We start from the raw sequence: 25,396 nt of genomic DNA, 5'->3' as shown, positions 1-25,396 counted from the left end.
ATCATGAAAATAGGAATCAACGGCTTCGGCCGTATCGGCCGCTTAGCTTTCAGAGCTGCTATTGAAAGACCAGATGTTGAAGTAGTAGGTATCAATGACCTTGTTGAGCCTGATTACATGGCCTACATGTTAAAATACGATTCAACTCACGGCCAGTTTAAAGGCACTATCGCTGTTGAAGGCGGCCACCTTGTAGTAAACGGTAAAACTATCCGTGTAACTGCAGAAAAAGATCCTGCTAACCTTAAATGGAATGAAGTAGGTGCCGAGGTGATCATCGAATCAACCGGTTTATTCTTAACTATTGAAACTGCACAAAAACATATCGACGCCGGTGCTAAAAAAGTAGTAATGAGCGCGCCAGCAAAAGATGATACCCCTACATTTGTAATGGGTGTTAACCACAAACAATTAAAAGCTGAGCAAACTATCGTTTCAAACGCATCATGTACTACTAACTGTTTAGCGCCTATTGCTAAAGTATTAGATGATAAATTTGGTATCGAAGAAGGTTTGATGAGCACTATCCACGCGGTAACTGCTACTCAAAAAACAGTTGATGGCCCATCGGCTAAAGACTGGAGAGGTGGCCGTGGTGCTTACCAGAACATCATCCCATCATCAACTGGTGCTGCTAAAGCTGTAGGTTTAGTTTTACCTCAGTTAAAAGGTAAATTAACTGGTATGTCATTCCGCGTTCCGGTTGCCGACGTTTCTGTTGTTGACTTAACTGCACGTTTAAAAACTCCTGCTACTTACGAGCAAATTAAAGCTGCTATGAAAGAAGCATCAGAAGGCGAACTTAAAGGTATCCTGGGTTACACCGAAGATGAAGTTGTATCAGAAGACTTTAAAGGTGATGCACGTACATCTATCTTTGATGCAAAAGCAGGTATCGCACTTAGCGACACTTTTGTTAAAGTTGTATCATGGTACGATAACGAGTGGGGTTACTCAAACAAACTGATCGATTTAGTACAAGAGATCGGTAAACTGTAAGTTTCAACCACTTTATAAAAAAAGCCTTCGCAAACGTGGAGGCTTTTTTTATAAAGTGGCGGTGAGGACACCGCCGCAAGGGAGAAAAAAAATAAACTATCTCCATCTCCCCTTATTGGCGGTGTCCCCACCGCCAATAGCTAAGCCATAATTAATTGTTATATTAGATAATGGAATTAGGCGAAGTTTACTTTTACACCGTCGCTATCGCTGATTGGACCTCTTTGCTCAAAACTGACCAATTCAAAACCATTATTTTAGAAAGCCTCGCTTATCTGGTAAATAAGCAAAAGTTAAAGGTCTACGGCTTTGTGATAATGCCTAATCATATCCACATAATCTGGGAAAATATTGAGATAAACGGAAAGGAAATGCCTTATGTAAGCTTTATGAAATTTACAGGGCATAAGTTTTTAGATATACTGAAAGAAGCCGAGAACCCCATACTGGAACAATTTAAAGTGAAAGATAATGACAGGAATCATAAGTTCTGGCAAAGCGACGGTATGCCCAAACTGATAAGCAGCAGAAAAATGCTGGAGCAAAAATTAGACTATATTCATTTAAATCCGCTTCAGGAACACTGGAATTTAGTGAACGATCCAAATGATTATTACTTCTCTTCTTGTTCTTACTACGAATTAGAAGATAGAAAATTTGACTGGTTAACGCATTATATGGATGTGTTTTAGAAGTGGCGGTGAGGACACCGCCACATAGAGTGTAAAACGAAAATATTCTTATTGGCGGTGTCCTCACCGCCAATCCCCCCCAAGCAAAACATTCTCCCCCTTTCCCCTATTCTATATAGCATGAAAGATATCATTCAGCAATTCAAAATAACTGATACTAAGAAATTCTCTCTTGATAAATACGATACCGGCGATACGCTCGGTTACGATAAAGATGAATCAGAAGCTTTGTTAGCCGATCTGATCTCCGAAACAGCTAAACTGCAGAATGAGTTATATGCGGCAAACCGGAAATCGCTGTTGATCATTTTCCAGGCGATGGATGCGGCGGGAAAGGATAGTGCCATTGCGCATACTATGTCGGGGTTAAACCCACAGGGTTGCCAGGTTTATAGCTTTAAACAGCCTACCAGTGAGGATTACGAGCACGATTTTCTGTGGCGGCATTACAAGGCCCTGCCTGAGCGTGGGCGAATAGGCATCCACAACCGGTCGCACTACGAGAATGTATTAGTAACCAGGATCCACCCGGAGTTTATCCTGAAGGAAAATATCCCCGGTATCACCAAAGTAAAAGATATCGACAAGAAATTCTGGAACCAACGCTTTGAGAGCATCCGCAATTTTGAGAAACACCAAAGTGCCAACGGAACGGTGATCGTTAAATTCTTTCTGCACCTGTCAAAAGACGAGCAGAAGAAACGTTTCCTGAAACGCATTGAAGACCCTGAAAAGAACTGGAAATTCTCTGCAGCCGACATTAAAGAACGCGCCCACTGGGACGATTATCAGAAAGCCTACGAGGCAGCGATAAAAGAAACCAGCACCAAAGACAGCCCATGGTATGTGCTGCCCGCCGATAAAAAATGGTTTACGCGGATAGCCATCTCCACCATTATCCTGCAAACTTTAAAAGATATGAAGCTGGAGTATCCGGTGCTGCCTAAGGATGAAAAGGAAAGGCTTGAGGAAGCGCGGAGATTACTGGAAGAAGAAAAATAAAAGGCAAATCAAAAACTATGTCATTGCGATCCGCCGACTGGCGGAGAAGCAATCTCATCGCTTGCATATAAACGCGATGAGATTGCCACGTCGCTACGCTCCTCGCAATGACATATTTGTTTTAATAACTTACCAGGGCGTTACGCCATAATCGCTAAAGTAGCCGCCGGTTGGGCCGTCTTTATCTATCAGGGCATATTTCACAATTGGTGCTGCGCCGTCTTCAACGGTTTTGTATCCCTGGTTATCATTGAAGTCAGTTTTGGTGTAGCCGGGGTTAACCGCATTTACTTTGAAGTTCTTTAGCTCGTAAGCCAAAGCCACGGTATAACCATTTAACGCACTTTTCAGCGGACCATAAGCAGCAGATTTAACGTCGTAATGTCTCCAGGTTGGATCGGTGTGCAAGCCAAGTGAACCCAAATCTGATGTTACGTTAACGATGCGTGGATTTGGAGCACCTTGCATCAACGGAACAAACACGCGCGTTACACGGGCAACACCTAAAAAGTTTACCTCAAATACGTTTCTGTACACTTCATCAGGCGTGTTGGTAGCCGGTTGGGGGAAGCCGCCGGGAATACCTGCATTGTTGATCAGCACATCCAGATAGCCTATTTTGCCGGATAATTCTTTGTAAGCCTGTTGTACCGAATCTTCGCTTACTACATCTATCAGCAATAATTCAACATTGGTTAAACCTTCGCTCTGCAGTTGTGCAACGGCTTCGTCGCCGCGGGCTTTATCGCGGCAGCCCAGGTAGATGTAGTAGCCAGCGGTAGCAAGCTGGCGGGCAGTTTCCAGGCCAATACCTTTATTGGCACCGGTTATTAAAACAGTTTGTTTTTCCATAATGCAAAGCTAATGCGGGCCGTTTAAACGGGCGCTGCACATTGCAGGGCATTAATTGTACATTTCGCGGATTTGGTGGCGGAACGCCATCGGTGTAAGATCGGTAAGGCGCTTAAAGAAGCGGTTAAAGTAAGCCGCATCCTCAAAACCTAACTCATCGGCAATTTGCTTAACGGATAGATCGGTATGGAGCATGCTGCGTTTGGCCTCAACAATCAACCTGTCATGGATATGGCTGATAGCTGTTTTGCCGCTGTGCTGTTTCACACTATCGTTGAGATGGCCGGGCGTGATGTTCAGCAGGTCGGCGTATGTAGCTACATCATGCGTGGTGGCATAGTGTTCGCCTATCAGTTCCTGAAATTTCTTGAACAGACACAGGCAGTAGTTCTGCGTTACTTTATGGTCGCCAAATTGCTCGTTATACAATCTGCTTAGGTAAATCAGCATTACCCGCAGCCACGAGGTCAGCATGTGGTTTTGCCAGTCGCCGCCTGCTGTGTACTCGGCAGCCATCTTGCTCATCACATCCTCAAGATATTTATAATCCTCGTCGGTTAAAGTTAACTCGTGTGTTGCAGATGGGTTACGAATGATGGGTAGGTTCCGTAATATGCGGTTCTCTTCCAGCATCAGAAATTCCGCAGTAAAACTGGCTACGTAACCTTTTATGGGTGTACTTTCTTCTTTAAGGTGCACCTGTTGCGGCACCGTAAAGTACATGTGTTTAGGCTTTACAGTATAGGGCAAAAAATCTATCCAGTGCCGGCTGCTCCCCTGCTCTACAAATGCGAAGAAATAATAATCCTTACGGTGAGGTTTCAGAAAAGCCGGATCGATCACAATATCAACACCATTGGCCTCATACACCACTATGGATGCAGGTTCGCCGGTTAAAGTAACCAGCGGGTAGCCAATAATTTTCTCAGGTGCTAATAAAGTGGGCATGCGGTAAAAGTAATTAACTCAGTTTAATCGCTTTGTCACAATTGGCTACATCAGCTCGCCGTCTTTTTTTACATGGTAGGTTTTATAAGCCATGTAATACAACAAAAGCGTTGGGATGATATAGAACAGCGCCCCGCCGTAACTTACCTCGGGGAACGTGCTGATGATGCTGTAGATCAATAAAGCCAGCGCAACCGTGCCACCTATCAGATACAGATAGAAGAATTTTCCGGGACCATCGCTCATTGCTTCTCTCCTATGCTTTTAGCAGGCTTGGCATCGCTGCGTTTAAATATCACGGCAGCCAGCGGCGGTATAGTAATGGTGATAGAATCCGGGCGACCGCTCCATTCCTCTTTTTCAGACGCGAGTGGTTCAAAGTTGCCAACGCCACCGCCCCAGTATTCTTTCTTATCAGAGTTAAATACCTCGCGCCAGGTACCTGCAGCAGGTACGCCTACACGGTAATTATGATGCGCGGCAGGGGTCATGTTCAATACCACAACCAGGTCATTAGCACGGTCTACACCTTTACGGGCGAAGATGAGGATTGATTGCTCGTAATTGCCGCCATCTATCCACTCAAAACCGGTCCAGTCGAAAGCTTTTTCGTACAGTGCAGGTTCTGTTTTATAAAGCTGATTAAGTGCTTTAACCGTTTCTTTTATACCGAAGTGGCTGTCGTGTTCCAGCAAATGCCAGTCTAACGAATGCTGGTAGTTCCACTCGCCGCTTTGGGCAAACTCGCCACCCATAAACAGCAGTTTGGTACCGGGGTGCGTAAACATAAAGCTGTACAGCACACGCAAGTTGGCAAAGCGCTGCCAGTCGTCGCCGGGCATTTTGCCGATCATAGAGCCTTTGCCGTAAACCACCTCATCATGCGAGAATGGCAGCATAAAGTTCTCGGTAAAGGCATACACCATGCTAAACGTAAGCTGATCCTGGTGATATTTGCGGTAGATAGGGTCGCGGGCAAAATACTTAAGCGTATCATGCATCCAGCCCATCATCCATTTCATACCAAAGCCCAGGCCACCGGTAAACACCGGGCGGCTCACCCCACTAAACGAGGTAGACTCTTCGGCGATGGTTTGTACATCAGGGAAGTTACTATAAACAGTTGAGTTAAATTCTTTCAGGAAGTCGATAGCCTCAAGGTTCTCGTTACCACCAAAAACGTTTGGTTCCCACTCGCCATGGTTGCGCGAGTAATCCAGGTAAAGCATAGATGCCACAGCATCCACACGCAAGCCGTCGATATGGTACCTGTCCAGCCAGAACAGCGCATTACTGATCAAAAATGCTTTAACCTCGTTACGGCCGTAGTTGAATATATATGATTTCCAGTCGGGATGGAAACCTTTGCGTACATCCTCATGCTCGTAAAGGTGTGTGCCATCAAAGCGGTAAAGGCCGTGTGCATCGCCCGGGAAATGCGAAGGCACCCAGTCGAATATCACACCGATGCCTGCTTTGTGCAGTTCCTCAACAAGATACATCAGATCCTGCGGCGTACCGTAGCGCGATGATGCGGCAAAGAAACCCGTGATCTGGTAACCCCAGCTTGGGTAATACGGATGTTCCATCAACGGCATAAACTCTACATGGGTAAAGCCCATCTCGGTAATGTAAGGCACCAGTTTATCTGCCACCTGGCGATAGTTCAGAAACTCATCGGGGCTCTCCGGACTGCGTGCCCATGAACCCAAATGCATCTCGTAGACAGAATATGGTTTATCAAGCGCGTTGTGCTTATAGCGATTAGCCATCCAGTCCTGATCTTTCCATTCGTAGAAAGTATCAGCAACAATAGAGGCCGTATGCGGCGGCACTTCCCAGCGCAGGGCAAACGGATCGCTTTTCTCCAAAGTTTCACCGCTTGATGATTTGATGAAGTATTTATAGGTTTCGCCAACGCCTACATTCGGGATAAAACCTTCCCAAATGCCTGATGCGTCCCAACGGGGGTTAAGTGAATGTGAGCCGGCGTTCCAGCCGTTAAAATTACCTATCACTGCAACATATTGCGCATTAGGTGCCCAAACAGCAAAGTAGGTACCTACTACACCATGGTGCTCCACCACGTGCGAACCAAACTTTTCGTAAAGCTTATAATGCTTACCGCCCTTAAACAGATCGATATCAAAATCGGTAAAGCGGCTGTATGGCTCAACAGCTTTTAATCCGCTGGTATTTTGTACCACCTCAAGCTTTTTTGCTTTAGCTTTTGCAGGCTTTTTCTCAGCAGATGGGGCTGCTTCGGCAGTTTTAGCTTTTGTTGCACGCTTAGCAGCCGGTTTTTTAACCGCTGCATCTTCGTTTGCAGAAGGCGTAGCTTCAACCGCTTTCGGGGCTGCCTTTTTGGTGGTTTTAACGGTTTTGCTTTCGGCTGGTTTGTCGGTTGCTTTTGTAGTTTGTTTTGCCATAGTGAGTACGGGCTATAAGCCCAAAGGTAAAATCGGTTACAGTAAATGTAACTAAATATATCACTATAGAACAGACTTTGGGTGGAGATGTTTATTTAAAAAGAAAAAGGCCTCTCACGAGGCCTTTCATATCTCATATTTTACTCACCCGGTCTTTGCTTCGCTCGCCCCCCCTCTCTTCGCTGCGCGAAAAGAGGGAAATTTATTCTCATCCTCTTTCCGCTTGCGGAGAGAGGGTCGCGCACGTAGTGCCGCGGGGTGAGTCTACCCAAATATCTCAATAAACTTAAAGTTCTTGGTAAACTTAAACTCGTAGGTTTTATCGGCGTTGGCGCTGATGCTGCCTATCTCTTTACCATCGGCTACAATTTTTGATGGCACAAAAGGCAAACCGTTTATCTTGAAATGGTAACCTTCATAGCGCGGGGTGTACAAGCCTTCCATACTTTGTTTAATGGTTAGTTTGTTGGCATCGCCGTTAACTACAAATTTTTTCTCCAGATAGATGTCCTGCTCGTAGGCAAAAGTTTCGCCGTAATCTTCAAACAGGAACGAGTTTACCTCGTAATTACTGTAGTAGATATTCAGTTTCACTTCCTCAATCTCCTTTTCGCCGGTGTATTGCATTACCGGATACTCTGGGATCACAGAGCCTGCTTTTACAAAGATAGGGATGATATCTAACGGAGTTGGCACGGTAACTTCTTTACCGCCTTCAACCTGTTCAAAAGTCCAGAAATTATACCAGGTGCCTTTTGGCAAGTAAACGGTACGGCTTTTCTGACCAGGCTCCAGTACCGGGCAGATCAGTATCTTATCGCCATAAGTAAACTCATCCTGGCGGAAGTGGTTTGATACTACTTCCTGCTCGTGCATAAGCACAGGCCTCAAAATAGGGAAACCATAACGGTGATGCTCCCAGAAAGTTGAGTACAGGTAAGGGATCAGTCGGTAACGTAACTCGATGAATTTACGGTTGATGGAAGTGAACGGCTCACCAAAGCTCCATGGTTCGCGTTCTTTGGTATCACCTGCAGAGTGCGCACGCATAAAGGGTGAGAAAGTTCCCATCTGGATCCAGCGGGTAAACAGTTCGCCATCAGGCTCGCCGCTAAAGCCGCCTATATCGGTACCGCAGAATGATATACCTGATACTGACAGGCGCTGCAACTGGATGTTACCCAGTTTCAGATGCTCCCATGATGCCACGTTATCACCCGTCCAAACAGATGAGTAGCGTTGCACGCCCGAGTAACCCGCGCGGGTAATGGTGAACGGGCGCTTGTTCTTCATTTGCTTGCGCAAACCTTCGTAAGTAGCGCGCACCATTTGCATACCGTAAACGTTGTGCGCCTTGCGGTGCGAACCACGGTAACCATCGTACTGGTGACGAACATCATCCGGGAAAGTACCCGAGCCGAACACCGCAGGTTCGTTCATATCGTTCCATACACCGGCTACGCCTGTTTCTACCAAACCTTCGAAAAGGTCGCCCCACCACGCACGAACCTCTGGGTGGGTAAAATCAGGGAACTGGCAACGGCCCGGCCATACGTGACCTTCCATAAAGTAATCATCGCAACGGCGACAGAAATATTTTTTCTCTTTACCTTCCTTAAACACCCAGTAGTTATCGTCCACACGGATGCCCGGGTCAATGATCACCACCGTTTTAAAGCCGCTTTCGGCCAGGTCGGCAATCATCTTTTTAGGGTTAGGGAAATATTTAGGGCTCCAGGTAAAGCAACGATAGCCATCCATATAATCGATATCCAGATAGATACCATCACAAGGGATGCGGTTTTGCCTGAAACCGTTTGCAATTACACGTACCTTATTTTCAGGATAGTAACTCCAGCGGCATTGGTGATAACCCAGCGCCCACAGCGGTGGCATTGGATGCGTGCCGGTAAGCAGATGGTAGTTTTTCACCACATCCATCATGTGCGGGCCGTGGATGTAATAGTATTGCATCTCGCCGCCATCAGCCCAGAAACTGGTTTTGGTGCGGTCTTCAGATCCAAAATCAAAGTGTGCCTTAAAAGTATTATCAAAGAAAATACCGTGAGCTATGCCATCATTTACGCTGATGTAGAACGGTATAGCGCGGTAAAGCGGGTCCTGGTTAAAACCGAACGAATAAGCATCGGTATTCCAGTTTTTTAAGCGCTTGCCGCGAAGGTTAAATTCCGTAGCCTTATCGCCTAAACCAAAGAAGCTTTCTTGTTCTTGTGTGGTTTTGGTGCAGAACACGTAGTAACCACCAAACTGGGTATTCTCTTCCCAGTGCATCGGCACTGCGTCGGCATCGGTAACGTGGTCGTTCTTGTCAGAGAATGAGATAAAGAAATCGGCCTTGCGGATGTGGCAGTTTATCTCGGGGGTTGATACGCGGTACTCCAGATCGTTCTCCAGCAGTGTAAACTCAACCGCGCGTTGCGGCAGCTTTTCAACTGCATAAGAAAACTCCTCCAGGAAAACGCTGTGAGGTGCTAAACGCACACGGATGATCTCGTTGGTAACCACCACGATCTCTACCTTGGCATCGCCGTCACTAAAAAATATTCTGTTACCCACTTGCTCGGCGTGGTTGGGCATGCCGAGATATTTTTTAACAATGGGTTTTATGCTATCTGCGGGGTTGTTGAGGTGGTGAAACTCTTCCTCATCAACAGCAATTTCTTCTACCTGTAGTAACTTGGCCGTTATCAATTCAGGATTTGGGTCAGGTACATTTTCTGCCATACTCTTTTCAAAAAAATCAATATGCCTGCGCTTAAACTTCTCACTGCGAGGCATGATATTACTATCAGTTTAGTTATTGGTAACAGCTAATATCTGTTTAATTATTGAAAATACGTGCCATAACTGAGCCAAAAACGTGGCTTTGTGCAAAGAATTATGATTTTATTAACAAACCGTTCATACCGCTTACATTAACCATAATACCGTTAGAGATATTATGTGTAAAAAAGACACTATCAGTTAACAAATCCGTAAAAGTAACGCTGCCTTCCATTCCCCATTTGTGAAGCAGATCTGCAGGGATATGCACATTGATGCTGCGTTCATCACGGTTAAAGTTTACTATTATCAGCACTTTCTCTGCATCCGTATATCGGGCGTATATATATAGTCTGGTATCAAATCCCGGTTGCTGCTCGTTGGCTATCATCAGTTCGTAAAACTCACCATTGCTCAACGCATCGCTCGCAGCCGTGACATTAAGCAGCTTGCCATAAAAATCGCGAAGTTGCTTTTGGGCGGATGATAAGCCCGCGCCGTCAAAAGCGCCTTGGTTTGTCCATTTCTGCAGTTCGGGCACGCCCCAATAATCAAATATGGTGGTGCGGCCATCATCGCCGCTAAATCCTTCGGGACCAAGAGCGGGTTCTCCTACTTCCTGCCCTGCGTAGATCATCACCGGGCCGGTGTTCAACGTAGCACTAACGATCATGCCCGGGATAGCCAATGCGGCGTCACCCGCAAAGAACCTGCTGGCAATCCTCTGCTCATCATGGTTTTCCATAAAGCGCAGCATGTGCTGGTGGATGCCTTCGGTGTGGTGGTTCCAAACGGAGTTGATCTCCCAGGTGCTGGCGTCGTAATCGTTACTTGTCAAACGTCGGATGGCATCGTACAGACCAACCTTATCGTACAGGTAATCGAACCTGCCGTTATGGATATAGTTGCCGTACTGGCCTTTATCGTACGCCTCGCCGATGAAGATGAGGCCGGGATAGGCCTGTTTCATTTGCGGGGTAAGCCATGCCCAAAACTCAACGGGCACCATCTCTATCATATCGCAGCGGAAGCCGTCAACACCCATATCGGCCCAGTAACTGAGAATATGGCGCATTTTATGCCACAGCGGCGGTATCTCGTTCAGGTTGTTCTTGTGGCCGTTTGGCTGATAAACGCCATAGTTAAGTTTGATGGTCTCGAACCAATCGTTTATAGACGGCGTAGCGCTAAAAACATCATTACCGGTTGCCTTAGCGGGATACTCATCAAATTTGCCATCCTTTAACGGCGAGGTAAATTCATCACCGCCCGGGTTGTAACCCTGCGGTACCTGGAAATGCTGACCGGGGATATAATAAAAATCGTTATTCTGGCTGTAGCCTGATGTGTCATCATCCGCACCAATATCGCGCACGCCATCGGGCTTTACATCAGAACCATAGGTGCGCGCCACATGATTAGGCACAAAATCGATGATCACCTTCATACCGGCCTTGTGCGTGCGACCAACCAGTTCTTTAAACTCTGAGATGCGAAACTCGGGGTCAACGGCCAGATCAGTAGCGATGTCGTAATAATCCTTAATGGCATACGGCGAACCTGCGCGGCCCTTCACCACATCAGGGTCATCGGGTGTAATGCCGATAGCCGAATGATCCGTCATGGTGGCGTGTTCTATAACGCCCGTGTACCAAACATGGGTAAAGCCCATGGTTTTGATCTCCGCAAGGGCCTTATCATTAATATCATTCAGCTTACCAACGCCGTTCTCCTCTACCGAACCGTAGAATTTGTTGGTGGTATTCTGGTTGCCGAACAGGCGCGGTAGCAGTTGGTATATGATGAGTTTGTTGGTTGACATTAGTGCTTGCATTTTTAATTTAATAATCGCTGCCTTTTACGTTTATGATGAGCCAGGATGCCCCCGCTAACGCCGGCTATTAATAGAAAGGGAAGCAGAAACGTCAATAAAAAAACCCAGATGGTAGAAACGAAAGCCCCCATCAACCACAGAAACAACACTGTTACAGTAGGAAATAAAACTGCCGTGAACGTGTTATATATCGTTTTCCGCTCGAGCCACCAAATGAGGTAAAACCCTGCAACAAAGGCCAGGCATATTAATACTATAGATAGGATTATCGCTATTATGTCCTTTTGCATTTAGAAGGCCTTATTCGGCGTTTGCCTTTATTAATACATCTTTTCCGTGCAGCTTTACCGTTATATCTTGCGACGATGCGTTTTTGATAGACACCCCCTCTCCAGTCACCTTAACGCTAAGCAGAGTACCCCTGAAACCTATCTGGAACTCCAAAGATTTCCATTCCACAGGCAGCAGCGGATCAAATGACAACATACCATCTTTCACCCTCATACCGCCGAAGCCCTGCACCACGCTCATCCAGGTGCCAGCCATTGATGTGATGTGGCAGCCGTCTTCGGTATCGTTATTGTAATCGTCAATATCCAATCGCGAGGTACGCAGATAGAACTGGTAGGCGCGCTCTATATCGCCCAGTTTGGCAGCGATTATCGAGTGCACACATGGCGATAATGACGACTCGTGCACCGTTCTTGGCTCGTAAAAGTCGTAATTCCTGCGGATGGTATCGGTATCATACTCATCCTCGAAGAAATACAATCCCTGTAACACATCCGCCTGTTTAATGAACGGTGAACGCAGTATCCTGTCCCAGCTCCATTTTTGCACCAGCGGGCGCTCGGTGGCGGGCAGGTCTTTTACCAGGGTTTGCTCTTTATCCAGGTAATTATCCTGCTGCAAATAGATCTGCAGGTTGGCATCATAAGGGAAATACATTTTGCTGATGATATCCTTAAAACGCGCGGTCTCAGTATCCTCGTTGAAATCTATACGATATTTTAATTCGCTGTATTTGGTGAGGTCTGAGGCTTTGACTTTTTCGATCACCTCGAGCGTATATTTCAAACACCAAACGGCAATGGTATTGGTGTACCAGTTGTTGTTAACGTTGTTCTCGTACTCGTTAGGGCCGGTTACGCCCAGCATCACATATTTCTCCCGCTCAGCCGACCAGTTAACCCGCTGCGACCAAAAACGCGAGATAGCAATAAGCACTTCCAAACCATAATCAGCAAGGTAATCCTCATCACCGGTGTACCGTATGTAGTTGAAAATGGCGTACGCAATGGCCCCGTTTCGGTGAATTTCCTCGAAGGTTATCTCCCACTCGTTATGGCATTCGGTGCCATCCATGGTCACCATAGGGTAAAGCGCTGCGCCATCTTTAAAGCCCAACAGTTTGGCATTCTCAATAGCCTTACCCAATTGCTTATAGCGGTACAGCAGCAAATTGCGCGATACTTTTTGTTCAGCCGTAGCCAGGTAAAAAGGCACACAGTAGGCCTCGGTATCCCAGTAGGTGGAGCCACCGTATTTTTCGCCGGTAAAACCTTTGGGGCCTATGTTCAGTCTATCATCCTCACCGGTATAGGTTTGGTTAAGTTGGAATATATTAAAGCGGATACCCTGTTGTGCGGCGGCATCGCCCTCTATGATAATATCGTTCTGTTTCCATTTCTCGGCCCAGGCAATTGCCTGCTCGGCCAGCATGGTGTCAAAACCTTTGTGGCAAACGCTATCTAACAGTGCCTGCGTTAAAGCCATCAATTCATCAGCAGGATGGTTCTGCGACGATAGGTTGGCGGCATATTTACAGATGGTAACACGTTGCCCCTGTTTTATCTCCATCCGTATCTCGGTACCGATATACTTTTCTCGAATGACAGGTTCGGCTTCTATGTGCTCAGGCTCGCCATCTATCGAGATATGGTATTTCATCCCCGTGGCTACCTCAAAACCAGTCTTTTTAGTGCGCATTTGCAGCACGCCGCCATCGCTCCAGGTATGCTTAGATACCTCATCCCAAAATTTTTCGTCGTAGTTGGCATCCTTGTTCACCACATCGCCATCGATAAATGGCGTTAGTTTGATGTAGCCGCCAAAGTTTATTGGCCTGATAGAGTAACTGATAGCACCGGTCTCATCATCAACCAAACTATTGAAACGGATACTCTCCACCTCAACCTCTTTACCCGATACGGTTACTGCCCTGAAGTTCCTTTTCAGGTAACCTTCTTTCATGTTCAGCTCGCGGCGAAAGTTGAGCACTTTGCATTTGGCCAGGTCAAGCTGTTCCCCGTTTAGAGAAATATCAATACCTATCCAGTTGGCAGCGTTAAGCACTTTGGCAAAATATTCGGGATAGCCGTTTTTCCACCAGCCAACGCGGGTTTTATCGGGATAATAAACACCGGCAACGTAGTTACCCTGCAAGGTTTCGCCACTGTAGGCTTCCTCAAAATTGGCGCGGCCACCCATGCGGCCATTGCCCAGGCTAAAAACGCTTTCGGCTACTTTATTAAAATGCGGATTGAAACCTTCTTCAATAATTCTCCACTCATCAACCTTAAAATACTGTTTCATTGGCGGCGGTAATGGTTTGGCCGCTAAATTAACAGAAATGGGGTATGGTTGGGTTAAGAAAGCGTTATTTTTAGGAAGCCTCTCCCCAACCCCTCTTCAAAGGAGAGGGGCTTTAGAAACCAATCATAGTGACGAAGTGAACTCACCCCGCGGCACTTCGTGCGCGACCCTCTCTGCTGCGCAAAGAGGGTGAGCTAAGCTTATATATCCTTTCTCTTACCCTCTTATCGCGCAGCGAAGAGAGGGTCGACCAGCGTAGCGTAGTCGGGGTGAGTCCACCTCTTGTATCTCCCAACTATTCGCTTTACCTTGCATTACCTATCTATGAAAAAAAACACAGTGCTTATCATCGGGGCCGGGGCTGCCGGTTTGATGGCCGCGCATTTATTGAGTAAAGCCGGCAAAAAAGTCACCGTTTTAGAGGCGCGCAACCGTACGGGCGGCCGCATCAATACCGTAAACAACGAATCGTTTTTTAAAGAGACCGAATTGGGTGCCGAGTTTATCCACGGCGACCTGCCCGTTACGCTCGACCTGTTAAAGGAAGCCCAGCTCCCCTACCGCAGCGCCAATGCCGAAATGTGGCGCTACAAGGATGGCCGGTTTGATGAGAACAGCATGGTGATAGATGATTGGGATATGCTGATGCAACGCCTTGACGAGTTGCAGGAAGATATCCCCGTATGGGATTTTATTGAGCGGTATTTCCCCGGAGAGCGGTACGAGGAACTGCACAATTCGGTATGGTCATACGTATCAGGTTATGACACTGCCGACCCGCGCAATGCCAGCACTTTTGCCCTGCGCAACGAGTGGGAACACGAGGAGATGGAAGCCCAGCATCGTGTGCAGGGTGGTTATTGTACCATGATCAACTATTTATCTAACTCATGCAAAAGCAACGGTGGCGAGGTATTCCTGAATGCGGTTGTAAAACAGGTAAATTGGCAACCCGGCCATGTTGTTGCTACGCTAACCGATAATACTACCTACGAAGCCGCGAAACTAATTATTGCCCTGCCTTTAGGTGTGCTGCAGGCTAAAGCCGGAGAAACAGGAGCTATTGATTTTGAGCCATCCATAGGGGCGCACACCACTGCTATACAGCAGATGGGATTTGGTGCGGTTATTAAGATACTTTTTGCTTTTGAAAATGCTTTTTGGCTGGATGCCCCCCACCCTAACATGGATAAAATGGGTTACCTGTTTAGCGAAGAAGAAATACCTACCTGGTGGACACAAGCACCCAACCACTCCAAAGTACTTACCGGCTGGGTTGGCGGCCCTGCAGCATGGGAAAAGGCCGGCAAAACAGATATTGAGCTTCGGGATGAGGGGCTGCAATCTCTTGCCAATATATTTAACGCAAATACTGAAGAACTAAAAGGCAAACTCATCGCGTACCGCATCATGAACTGGACGGCAGATCCGTTTACCCGTGGCTCGTACGCTTATGATAAGGTTGAAACACCGCAAGGCCGCGAAGTGCTTAGCAAACCGCTTGAGGACACCATTTATTTTGCCGGCGAATACCTGTACACCGGCACCGCCATGGGAACCGTTGAAGCAGCTTTAAGCAGCGGAAAAAAAACCGCAGAAATGATTCTCTAAATATCTATTGATGATCATACTTCTTTTTATTAAGGGTTAATTCACCCCTAAAACCGGGTTCAAAATAGGGTTATTTTAGCTTCAACAGTTAATTTACAGCTGGATATATTTGATTTGCTTATTAAATCCAAAACTAACACAACTACTCCTTATGCAACCATTTGTACAAAATGTACCAGATCATCATGCTCCTTCACCACCTGCAGGCTACAGACCCGGCTGGTTTTTAGGCCCCGAAACACTCGAATTGAGCAGAGAGGTGCCTGTTCTACATTGGGCTGACTGCACCTACTGGGCTTACAGCGACATACATAACGGCGACAGCCTGTGTATAGTAGCTTATGATCACGATCGTAATGTTGTAAAAAAGTGGGAAAAACATGGTGTCCGTTATGTTTGGGACACCGTATTAGACCTTGATAAAAAAATGGTGACCTTTTGGGGGCAGGCTAACGAACGAATTGAGGTAAGCCTTGATGAATTAAGTGTTAATCATTATCAGCGGAGAAGCATTTACCCGCCGCCCTATGTTACATCTTCGCCATTCTCACAAGCGCCGGAACCACCGGCGGGCTTTAAAAGCCAATGGAACAGATTTAATTCTGATGCTCATACGCCCGTACCGGTACTAAACTGGGAAGATCATACCTACCGCACCTATGACCATTTGGATAACCGTAATGCATTTTTAGTAGTAGCTTATGATAAAGCCGGTAAAATAATTGGCAATTGGGATGTAACGGGCGCGCGTTACATCAACCACATAAGTGTTGATGAGGATAATAAACAAGTTATTTTTCACGGACAGGCTGACGCTACGGGTTCACTATCATGGAACGACATCAAAATAGAAATGCCTGATCCTAAAAGCGCTTTGTTTGACAAATATATTCATCCGGTTCTAAAACAGGTATCGCAGAAAGCTATGCCTGCTGCGCCCGCCGGCTATTGTTATAAATGGCTGCAAGGGCCTGAATCAGGCAAACTTGCCAACGATGCCATCATGATACAATGGAAGGATTATTCATTTTACGCGTATGATAGCGCCAATAATGACATGTATATTGGCATTGTAGGGTATGACAAGGACGGTAAAATTGTTAAACAATTAACAAAGCACGGTACGCGTTACCTCTATTCAATTTTGTCTGATGCAGTAAGCAGGTCAATAATATTCAGGGGCCAGTCAGATACTAAAGCAGTAGTGAGTTGGGACGAGTTGTTTAAATTTTAATGTTAAATATACCTTAGTAAAGTCACAAAAAAACCAATCACAATATGGATCCAGTTGCATATTACAAGCCTGTTAAAGAAGCCCCGGTTGCGCCCGAAGGAATGAAAGTTGTAGAAAGGAGCAACTCATGGCGCACATTAGACGACAAGACTCCTGTTATTGTTTTCAGGGGCTTAACGTATTGGGTTTTCGCTTTTAAAGATAACCGCTTTTCTTACGGTGTTGGCGCCTATGACGACACCGGCCACCTGGTTTGCGAATGGCAAAGGCATGAAGATGTACGCTATGTAAGAGACATACTTATTGATCCGGCAAACCGTACTTTCACATTCGTAGGTAATAACGGCAAAGGTGATACTGTTACCTGGGACTTGTTTATATTAGATTGAGGGTAAATAAGGCTATTTATACCGCCTGCCCTGCCAGCAGGTAAAGCACCGCCATGCGGATGGCCACACCATTCTCTACCTGATCGAGGATGATGGATTGCTTGCTGTCGGCAACATCGCTGGTAATCTCTACACCGCGGTTTATCGGGCCGGGATGCATTACGGTGATCTCTTTATCAAGGCTGTCTAATATTTGTTTGTTGAGGCCAAACATCATGGTGTATTCGCGCAGGGATGGGAAGTATTTAATATCCTGGCGCTCTAACTGTATACGCAGCATGTTGGCCACATCGCACCAGTTAAGGGCTTTTCTAAGGTCGTGCTCAACTTTTACGCCAAGTGAGCCAATGTATTTTGGAATAAGCGTTGTAGGGCCGCAAACCATTACCTCGGCACCAAGCTGTTTCAAACAAAGAATGTTTGACAGCGCCACGCGCGAGTGCAGGATATCTCCTACTATTACTACTTTTTTACCTTCTACATCGCCATAACGTTCGCGGATAGAGAAAGCATCAAGCAGGGCCTGCGTAGGGTGCTCGTGCGCGCCGTCGCCCGCGTTTACTATCTGGGCGTTTACGTGTTTGGACAGGAAGATACCGGCACCTGCGTAAGGGTGGCGCATTACCACCATATCCACCTTCATGGCCAGGATGTTGTTAACAGTATCTATCAGGGTTTCGCCTTTGCTTACTGATGATGAGGATGCAGCAAAGTTCACCACATCGGCAGAAAGCCTTTTCTCGGCCAGTTCAAATGATAAACGGGTACGTGTCGAGTTCTCAAAGAAGATATTGGCAATGGTAACATCACGCAGCGAGGGCACCTTTTTTATCGGGCGGTTTAATACCGTTTTAAAATTATCAGCCGTTTCAAATATTTTCTCAATATCGTTACGGTTCAGATCCTTAATTCCTAAAAGGTGACGTGTGCTTAGTCCTGCCATGTTAATTTTTAAATATCGAACACTGAATGTTGAATTTTGAATGATGAAGTGCCACTTTTAGGCCTTTATCATCCTCAGCTTTTCAGGTTGTTCGCTTTAGCCGTTTCAATGCTTTTTACAAAAATTGCCACGAGTTGATTGCATTCATTTTTCGCGGCAGATACTTTTGCAAAATCGTACAAACTCTTTCGCTCTATTATTTTCAAAGAGATGAGCGATTCTCTTAATTCTTTCAGAATGACCTTCATTTTGTGAATGAAATCGTTTCTTGATTCTGCTGATTGAGCTTCCCCATAGTTCAACGCTGGAGAACATCCCGAACGAACCAATTGCCCTGCTAAGTAATTGCCAAGCCTTGTGGCAGGCAATCCTTCTACAACTTCTGATACGATAATTGCGAAGTCTATTAAGAGCTCCTCCAGATCGTATTTCGTTGTTGTCATTCTATTTTTTTAAAATTTCGACATTCTTAAATCGAAATTCGATGTTCGTTATTACTTATCAGCTTAGCTGCCACTCTCAGATACCAAAACAATCCGGTCTTCGCCGTCGGTTTCTTTCCAGCTAACTACCACTTTTTGCGATGCGATAGAATCAACCTCAATACCCACATAATCTGCAGAAACAGGGATGTGACGCGAGTAGCGGCGATCTACCAATGCAAGCAATTCAACCTTTTCGGGCCTGCCGAAAGCTTGCATAGCATCCATGGCGGCGCGCACGGTGCGGCCTGTCCACAGTACATCATCCATCATGATCACTTTTTTGCCCTCGATGATAAAATCTATTCGTGTTTGGTTGGGCACCAGCGGTGCGCCCTGCCTGCGGAAATCATCGCGGTAGAAAGTAATATCCAGGTCGCCCTGTTCAATAGTACTATCGGGTAAAATTTTGCGTAATTCTTCGGCAACACGTTTAGCCAGGTAAATACCACGTGGCTGTACGCCAATTAAAACTGAGTTTGAGAAATCGTTATGATTTTCAATTAACTGACGACATAAACGCTGAATAGTGATCTGAAATTTTTGTCCGTCGAGCAGCGTCAGGTTTTGCATCGTTTGGTTGGATTTGGGCAAAGTTAAAAAATTTGTTGATTGATTAGTGTAAAAATAGCGCGGTATGCTGTCTAAACCTGAAATAGCATAAACCTCAGCTTCCTTAAAATGCGCCAGCTGCGCGGCAGATCTGGCGGGTAATAAAACCTAAACGGTGTTAGTTTCAGGTATTTGTAATACAGTTGCCGTTCAGGATGCGTGTTTTTATAGAACCATGGCTTACACACTCCGCCGCCGGTATAATGCACAATTACAGGATGTTCAATAGCTGCCTTTAGCGCAGGCTCTTCTGCAGGCCTCTCGTAAAAACCGCTTTGCACGTTGTATTTATAATCTAAACGATAAAAATTTCCTTTAATGGTAGCATTAATAGCATCCTGATCCCAAAACTCGCACAGCCCGGGGTGTTCGGTAATAAACTGGGCTATTGTTTCGGTAAGGTGATGTTCTCTAAAGTATTGCAGGTTTATCAGCAGGATGCCTGCATTTATATAAAGTTTATCGCCGGTAATGCCCAGGCCTTGCTTCTTGGCATCAGACATACCAAGGTCTGGTATAGCTGCCACGGGGTAATCAGTAATATCCAGGTTTAGCATTTCGCTGATATCTCCATTGATCACAATATCGGTATCCATAAACAGTATCTGTTTAAGATCTTTAAACAGGTGCGGCAACCATATCCTGAAAAATGTGGCCGATGTAACATGATCATTCGCTTTTATAGGTAACTGCGGCAGCACACTGGTATCAAACCGTACAAAATGTAGTTTAACATGGCTATTGTTAAATACTTTCTTTAACAGGACTATGTTTTTATCGTTCAGGTCTTCAAAAACACAGTGAACATCTACAGGCTGTTTAACATTAGCTTCCAGCGACTTTAGCATTACGCAGGCGTGCTGTATGTAATTATTATCAATGGTAATAGCTATCGGATTTAGAAACATAGGGAGATCAAAAATATCTGCGCAGCAAACTTATGATTATATGGCCGTGGTAGAAAGTATTATGCAGCATTATTTGGTTTATACTACACCTGCTATTTTTCTGCCTTTACAAAGTCGGCAGGGATAGCATCGCAGAGCCAAACATTCTCGCTGGTATTGTAAAACTTGTGGCCGCCGTGGTGCAGTTGTTTAGCATCTATCAAAAACACAATGACCTTGCCGTGCCGCTGCCCTACTTCAACGGCCATATCGCGCGTGGCAGACAGGTGCAAAAAGCGGCGGCTCATTGATCGCAGGCCTTCGGCAAGGATAGCCTCTTTGTTTTCTTCTTTAGAGCCATGGTAAAGCACATCCGGCGGGGTAGTTGGTTCTTCAACTATCAATACCGGTACCGAGTGGCCATGCGTAGCTCGGATACGATCACCAGTCTCGTCAAACTGCCAACGGATCTTATCGAAAGATGCAGATAACTCAATCAGTTCGTCTTTAGTGGCTTGTTGCCCTTTTGCTGCAAGGGCGGCAATAACACTCTCAACACCCGTCCAACCGTAATCATCAAGAGTAAGGTTGCCATCCTCTGGCGCGTGGCGCAGCCAGTAGCTAATGAGTTTGCTTATTTGTTTATTATCTGTTTTCATAAGATATCTAAATATAACAAAAAAGCCCTTCCGATTACTCAGAAGGGCTTTGTATTTATTGAACTGTTAACTAAGCTTATGCTTCGTCTTCAGATTCTGTTGCTTCAGATTCAGCTTTTTTAGCAGCAGGTTTTTTAGCCGCTTTGCTTTCTGCGCCTTCCATTTGCTCTTTTAACTGAGCAAGAACGCTAAGATCGCCTAAAGTTGATTTCTCTACTGATTCTTTCACTTTCTTAACAGCATTGCTGGCAGTTTTTGCCTCTTTTTTGCGGTTTTCGAAATCTTGTACACGAGCATCAGCACGAGCTTCTTCCCATATACGTGAGTGTGAAATTACAATACGCTTGTTCTCTTTGTTGAACTCGATGATTTTGAACTCAGCAGTTTCTTCAGCTTTGATTGATTTACCATCTTCTTTAACCAGGTGTTTGGTTGGGCAGAAGCCTTCAACACCGTAAGGTAAAGCTACGATAGCACCTTTATCAGTTACTTTGATAACAGTACCTTCGTGGATCGAGTCGATAGTAAATACGGTCTCGAAAGTATCCCAAGGGTTTTCTTCAAGCTGTTTGTGGCCTAAGCTCAATTTACGGTTCTCGATATCAAGCTCTAATACTACTACGTCTAATTTTTCGCCAACCTTAGTAAACTCGTTAGGGTGGTTAATTTTCTTAGACCAAGATAGGTCAGAGATGTGGATCAAACCATCGATACCATCTTCAAGCTCAACAAACACACCAAAGTTGGTCATGTTTTTAACGGTAGCAACATGCTGAGTACCTACAGCATATTTCTCACCAGCGTTTTGCCATGGATCAGGAGTCAATTGTTTGATACCTAAGCTCATTTTGCGCTCTTCGCGGTCTAAAGTTAAAACTTGTGCTTCAACTTCGTCACCAACTTTCAAGAACTCTTGTGGGTTACGCAGGTTTTGAGACCATGACATTTCTGATACGTGGATCAAACCTTCAACACCAGGGATGATCTCTAAGAACGCACCGTAATCTGCAACGGTAACAATTTTACCTTTTACTTTTGAACCAACCTGGATGTTCTCATCAAGAGACTGCCAAGGGTGTGGAGTAAGTTGTTTTAAACCAAGGGCGATACGTTTTTTCTCGTCATCAAAGTCAAGAACAACCACGTTGATCTTTTGATCCAACGCAAGAACTTCGCGTGGATGCTCGATACGGCCCCAAGATATATCTGTAATGTGAAGTAAGCCGTCAACGCCACCAAGATCGATGAATACACCGAAATCAGTAATGTTTTTAACTGTACCTTCCAATACCTGGCCTTTTTCAAGTTTGGCCACGATCTCAGTTTTTTGGTTTTCCAAATCGTCTTCGATAAGCACTTTGTGCGATACCACAACGTTTTTAAACTCGTGGTTTATCTTAACAACTTTAAATTCCATTGTTTTACCAACGTACACATCGTAATCACGGATAGGTTTGATATCGATCTGTGAACCTGGTAAGAAGGCTTCAACGCCCATAATATCAACGATCAAACCACCTTTGGTACGGCTTTTTACAAAACCGGTGATGATCTCATCATTATCTAAAGCTGAATTAATGCGCTCCCATGATTTTTGTGTTTTAGCACGTTTGCGAGAAAGTACCAACTGACCGTTAGCATCTTCCTGCGACTCAACAAATACCTCAACAACATCGCCTACTTTAAGCTCAGGCATGTCACGGAATTCTGAAACTGATACTAAACCATCAGATTTGAAGCCAATGTTTAATACCACATCTTTATTATTGATGCTTACAACTGTACCAGAGATGATCTCACCTTTGTTGATTGAACTGAAAGTACCATCATACAAAGCTTCAAATTTCTCACGATCTGTATCGCTGTAGTTACCAAATTTTTTGTCGTCTGCATCCCAGTCAAAATCCTGGTCTGGAGCAACATTAAACTGAGACTTGATGTCTTCAATTGAGATTGAATCTGCTTCTGATTCAACAGTTTCTTTTTCAGCACCAGTTACTGTTTCCAGTTCTGCCTGCTTTGCTTTTAATTCTTTTTCTGCTTCTTGTTTTTTTGCCATTAAAAATTTATTCTCCTTTTTCCCAATACAATTGGGACTGCAAAGGTACAGATATATTTTTGGTATATAAAAGAAAAATAAATGTTAAATATTGGTTTTTAAGCACTTTTGATTTAAAAGTTATTCACAAAAGCTAAGAATGGCATCGTAAACATGCGGTATGGCTTAGCCATTTTTTAAAAACCGCCCTATTCTTATACCGATAAATTAGCCGCTACGCTATTAAATACATCCATAAAACTATTCATCAAACTAAGGCGATAATTGAGCAGGATACCGGTCATATCTTCTTCTTGCTGTGTGGTAAAGGGATTACGCCAAACCCGCATACAAATACGTTTAAGGGCGTATGTGATCTGCTCTACATTAATATAGGTATGCAGGTAGCGGCTCTGCCTAAAGTCGCGGTAAAAGCGCAGGAACTTATTGGGATCATTCATACCGGCAAAACTCAGGAACTCGGCAATGGTATCTTCCTGGCAACTGTCCAGGTGGTCGTAAAACTCGTTCACATTGATCTCGCCGGTGGTAATAAGCAGATTATCCAGTATCAGCTCAATGGCAATGTGCCCCAAAAAGAAAGGTTTAACCGGCGAGCCTTCGATAACCGGCGCCAAATCCTGCTTTAGGCGATGCGAGTGGGTAAGAAAGAAGTCATCAGAATGAAAATATCTGTCAACCTCGAGGTGTTTATTCCAGCCGGCAATGATGGAGTTTACGTTCTGGTCTGTATGTATAAGCTTCTCGGGGTGCAGGATAACGTTCTTATCCGCATTCTTTAAAAGATCGGGCAATACTGTTCCTAAAGTAAAGTAACAGTTGGTGGTATCACGGTCGAAATAATAATGCGAAAGGAAATTCATACAGCTATATAACGAAAAATAGGCAAAATTGTGAGAACGCCCAAATGTGCAGATATGCAAACGTGCAGATTTCAGATGTTTCGAATTTTAGCATCCAAACATCAATCTCCTGATAATGCTTTGTTTAATTTGCACATCTGCACATTTGAAATCTGCACATCTATAGAATATTTTTAGCTTTGCACCTCGCATATTTGCTCATTTTATTATAGTTATGAATTTTGTTGAAGAACTACGCTGGAGAGGCATGCTGCATGATATTATGCCCGGAACCGAGGAATTACTGAATAAAGGTATGGCATCGGGCTATATCGGCTTTGACCCTACTGCCGATTCGCTGCATGTTGGCCACCTTACCCAGATCATGACGCTGATACATTTTCAGCGCGCGGGCCACAAGCCTTATGCTTTGGTTGGCGGCGCTACCGGTATGGTTGGCGACCCATCAGGTAAATCTGACGAGCGTAACCTGCTATCAGAAGACGTATTGCAGCACAACCTTAACTGCGTTAGAGAACAGCTTAAAAGTTTCTTAGACTTTAACAGCGGCGCCAACAGCGCCGAAATGGTTAACAACTACGATTGGTTTAAGAACTTTACTTTCCTTGATTTTATACGCGATGTGGGTAAACACATCACCGTTAATTATATGATGGCGAAAGATTCGGTTAAGAAACGCCTTGAGGGCGATACCGGTATGTCTTTCACCGAGTTTACTTACCAGCTGGTACAGGGCTACGATTTTTACTACCTGTGGAAGAACAAGAATTGCGTACTTCAAATGGGCGGCAGCGACCAATGGGGTAACATTGTTACCGGTACCGAGTTTATCCGCCGTAAAGATGCGGGCGAGGCTTATGCCTTAACTACTCAGCTGATCAAAAAGGCAGATGGCACCAAATTTGGCAAAACCGAGAGCGGCGCAGTGTGGTTAGATCCGGCGCGTACATCGCCATACCAGTTTTACCAATTCTGGTTAAACACAACCGATGTTGACGCAAAGGCCTACATCAGGATATTTACCTTACATGAGCGTGCTACCATCGAAGCAATGGAAGTTGAGCATGATGCTGCCCCTCACTTGCGCGTGCTGCAAAAAGCCTTAGCTAAGGACATCACCATCCGCGTACACGGAGAGGCTGAATTTTTGAAAGCGATAAAATCGTCAGAGTTTTTATTCGGCAATGCGGGTATTGAGTTTTTAAATGAGCTGAATGATGGCGAAGTGTTAGACCTGTTCAACGGTGTACCAAACTTTACCGTTGCAAAAAGCGAATTTGAAGCAGGTATAAACGCAACAGAATTACTGGCGGGCCACTCATCGGTTTTCCCGTCAAAGGGCGAAGCCAAAAAGATGATACAAGGTGGCGGTGTATCCGTTAACCGCGTAAAGGTGAACACCCCTGAGGATGTTTACACCAGCAATCAACTGATAAACGGTAAATTTCTGGTAGTGCAAAAAGGTAAGAAGAACTATTTTTTAATAGTTGCTGAATAATTTGCAAATACGACATTTTGTACA

General features: G+C 45.2%; 21 protein-coding genes. 7 read left to right on the top strand and 14 right to left on the bottom strand.

All coding sequences use genetic code 11. The annotated features are described in order from the left end of the window. Positions 1–3 precede the first annotated feature (3 nt). The 3 genes from gap to D0C36_RS17115 all read left to right on the top strand — a co-directional run bounded on the left by gap (position 4) and on the right by D0C36_RS17115 (position 2,693). Positions 4–999: a type I glyceraldehyde-3-phosphate dehydrogenase gene (gap, locus tag D0C36_RS17125; protein WP_117392892.1), complete on the top strand. Its 996-nt coding sequence runs from the start codon at positions 4–6 to the stop codon at positions 997–999. A 170-nt stretch (positions 1,000–1,169) separates the two neighbouring features. Beyond that, positions 1,170–1,691 (top strand): transposase, encoded by a 522-nt coding sequence (locus D0C36_RS17120; protein ID WP_117392891.1) that lies wholly within the window; start codon positions 1,170–1,172, stop codon positions 1,689–1,691. A gap of 120 nt (positions 1,692–1,811) precedes the next feature. Beyond that, entirely contained in the window at positions 1,812–2,693 is an 882-nt protein-coding gene (locus D0C36_RS17115; RefSeq protein ID WP_117392890.1) for a polyphosphate kinase 2 family protein, read from the top strand. A gap of 129 nt (positions 2,694–2,822) precedes the next feature. Here D0C36_RS17115 and D0C36_RS17110 read toward each other — a convergent pair whose 3' ends face one another. The 7 genes from D0C36_RS17110 to D0C36_RS17075 form a co-directional block, all read right to left on the bottom strand. Next, entirely contained in the window at positions 2,823–3,545 is a 723-nt protein-coding gene (locus tag D0C36_RS17110) for an SDR family oxidoreductase (RefSeq protein ID WP_117392889.1), read from the bottom strand. A 51-nt stretch (positions 3,546–3,596) separates the two neighbouring features. Next, a complete protein-coding gene (locus D0C36_RS17105) occupies positions 3,597–4,493 on the bottom strand; it encodes a helix-turn-helix domain-containing protein (protein WP_117392888.1) in 897 nt (298 codons plus the stop codon). Positions 4,494–4,538: 45 nt separating this feature from the next. After that, complete coding sequence (locus D0C36_RS17100; protein WP_117392887.1) at positions 4,539–4,739, bottom strand: hypothetical protein; 201 nt, start codon at positions 4,737–4,739, stop codon at positions 4,539–4,541. Beyond that, positions 4,736–6,922, bottom strand: a complete 2,187-nt coding sequence (gene glgB, locus D0C36_RS17095) for a 1,4-alpha-glucan branching protein GlgB (RefSeq protein WP_117392886.1) — start codon at positions 6,920–6,922, stop codon at positions 4,736–4,738. The genes D0C36_RS17100 and glgB overlap by 4 nt, the downstream gene beginning before the upstream one ends. Before the next feature lie 264 nt (positions 6,923–7,186). Further along, on the bottom strand, positions 7,187–9,721 hold the full coding sequence (locus tag D0C36_RS17090) for a glycoside hydrolase family 31 protein (RefSeq protein ID WP_394339848.1): 2,535 nt from the start codon (positions 9,719–9,721) through the stop codon (positions 7,187–7,189). A gap of 100 nt (positions 9,722–9,821) precedes the next feature. Then, positions 9,822–11,540, bottom strand: a complete 1,719-nt coding sequence (locus D0C36_RS17085; RefSeq protein ID WP_117392885.1) for an alpha-amylase family glycosyl hydrolase — start codon at positions 11,538–11,540, stop codon at positions 9,822–9,824. A 300-nt stretch (positions 11,541–11,840) separates the two neighbouring features. Beyond that, the gene (locus D0C36_RS17075; protein ID WP_117392883.1) at positions 11,841–14,135 is read right to left on the bottom strand and encodes a glycoside hydrolase family 65 protein; all 2,295 of its coding nucleotides are present in this window, start codon (positions 14,133–14,135) and stop codon (positions 11,841–11,843) included. Between the two features lie 324 nt (positions 14,136–14,459). On the opposite strand from D0C36_RS17075, the gene D0C36_RS17070 reads away from it, so the two are divergent. From D0C36_RS17070 to D0C36_RS17060, 3 genes are all read left to right on the top strand, one after another. After that, positions 14,460–15,746, top strand: coding sequence for a flavin monoamine oxidase family protein (locus D0C36_RS17070; RefSeq protein ID WP_117392882.1), 1,287 nt, complete (start codon positions 14,460–14,462; stop codon positions 15,744–15,746). A gap of 151 nt (positions 15,747–15,897) precedes the next feature. Beyond that, entirely contained in the window at positions 15,898–16,980 is a 1,083-nt protein-coding gene (locus D0C36_RS17065) for a hypothetical protein (protein ID WP_117392881.1), read from the top strand. Between the two features lie 44 nt (positions 16,981–17,024). Beyond that, on the top strand, positions 17,025–17,369 hold the full coding sequence (locus D0C36_RS17060; protein WP_117392880.1) for a hypothetical protein: 345 nt from the start codon (positions 17,025–17,027) through the stop codon (positions 17,367–17,369). A gap of 16 nt (positions 17,370–17,385) precedes the next feature. On the opposite strand, the gene D0C36_RS17055 is transcribed toward D0C36_RS17060, so the two are convergent. The 7 genes from D0C36_RS17055 to D0C36_RS17025 form a co-directional block, all read right to left on the bottom strand. Further along, a complete protein-coding gene (locus D0C36_RS17055) occupies positions 17,386–18,312 on the bottom strand; it encodes an aspartate carbamoyltransferase catalytic subunit (RefSeq protein ID WP_117392879.1) in 927 nt (308 codons plus the stop codon). Positions 18,313–18,386: 74 nt separating this feature from the next. Further along, a complete protein-coding gene (locus D0C36_RS17050; RefSeq protein ID WP_117392878.1) occupies positions 18,387–18,755 on the bottom strand; it encodes a four helix bundle protein in 369 nt (122 codons plus the stop codon). A gap of 63 nt (positions 18,756–18,818) precedes the next feature. Continuing rightward, entirely contained in the window at positions 18,819–19,367 is a 549-nt protein-coding gene (gene pyrR, locus D0C36_RS17045) for a bifunctional pyr operon transcriptional regulator/uracil phosphoribosyltransferase PyrR (protein ID WP_117392877.1), read from the bottom strand. A 71-nt stretch (positions 19,368–19,438) separates the two neighbouring features. Next, a complete protein-coding gene (locus D0C36_RS17040; RefSeq protein ID WP_117392876.1) occupies positions 19,439–20,314 on the bottom strand; it encodes a glycosyltransferase family 8 protein in 876 nt (291 codons plus the stop codon). Between the two features lie 92 nt (positions 20,315–20,406). Further along, a complete protein-coding gene (locus D0C36_RS17035) occupies positions 20,407–20,952 on the bottom strand; it encodes an RNA 2'-phosphotransferase (RefSeq protein ID WP_117392875.1) in 546 nt (181 codons plus the stop codon). Positions 20,953–21,028: 76 nt separating this feature from the next. Then, complete coding sequence (rpsA, locus tag D0C36_RS17030) at positions 21,029–23,011, bottom strand: 30S ribosomal protein S1 (protein WP_117392874.1); 1,983 nt, start codon at positions 23,009–23,011, stop codon at positions 21,029–21,031. A 194-nt stretch (positions 23,012–23,205) separates the two neighbouring features. Beyond that, a complete protein-coding gene (locus tag D0C36_RS17025; protein ID WP_117392873.1) occupies positions 23,206–23,874 on the bottom strand; it encodes a hypothetical protein in 669 nt (222 codons plus the stop codon). A gap of 214 nt (positions 23,875–24,088) precedes the next feature. Between D0C36_RS17025 and tyrS the strand changes: the two genes are divergently transcribed. Beyond that, a complete protein-coding gene (gene tyrS, locus D0C36_RS17020) occupies positions 24,089–25,372 on the top strand; it encodes a tyrosine--tRNA ligase (protein ID WP_117392872.1) in 1,284 nt (427 codons plus the stop codon). Positions 25,373–25,396 lie beyond the last annotated feature (24 nt).

This window comes from Mucilaginibacter conchicola, assembly GCF_003432115.1.
GTDB lineage: Bacteria > Bacteroidota > Bacteroidia > Sphingobacteriales > Sphingobacteriaceae > Mucilaginibacter > Mucilaginibacter conchicola.
Note: the sequence above shows the minus strand (reverse complement) of the source record. Positions and strands in the feature narration are given on the sequence as shown.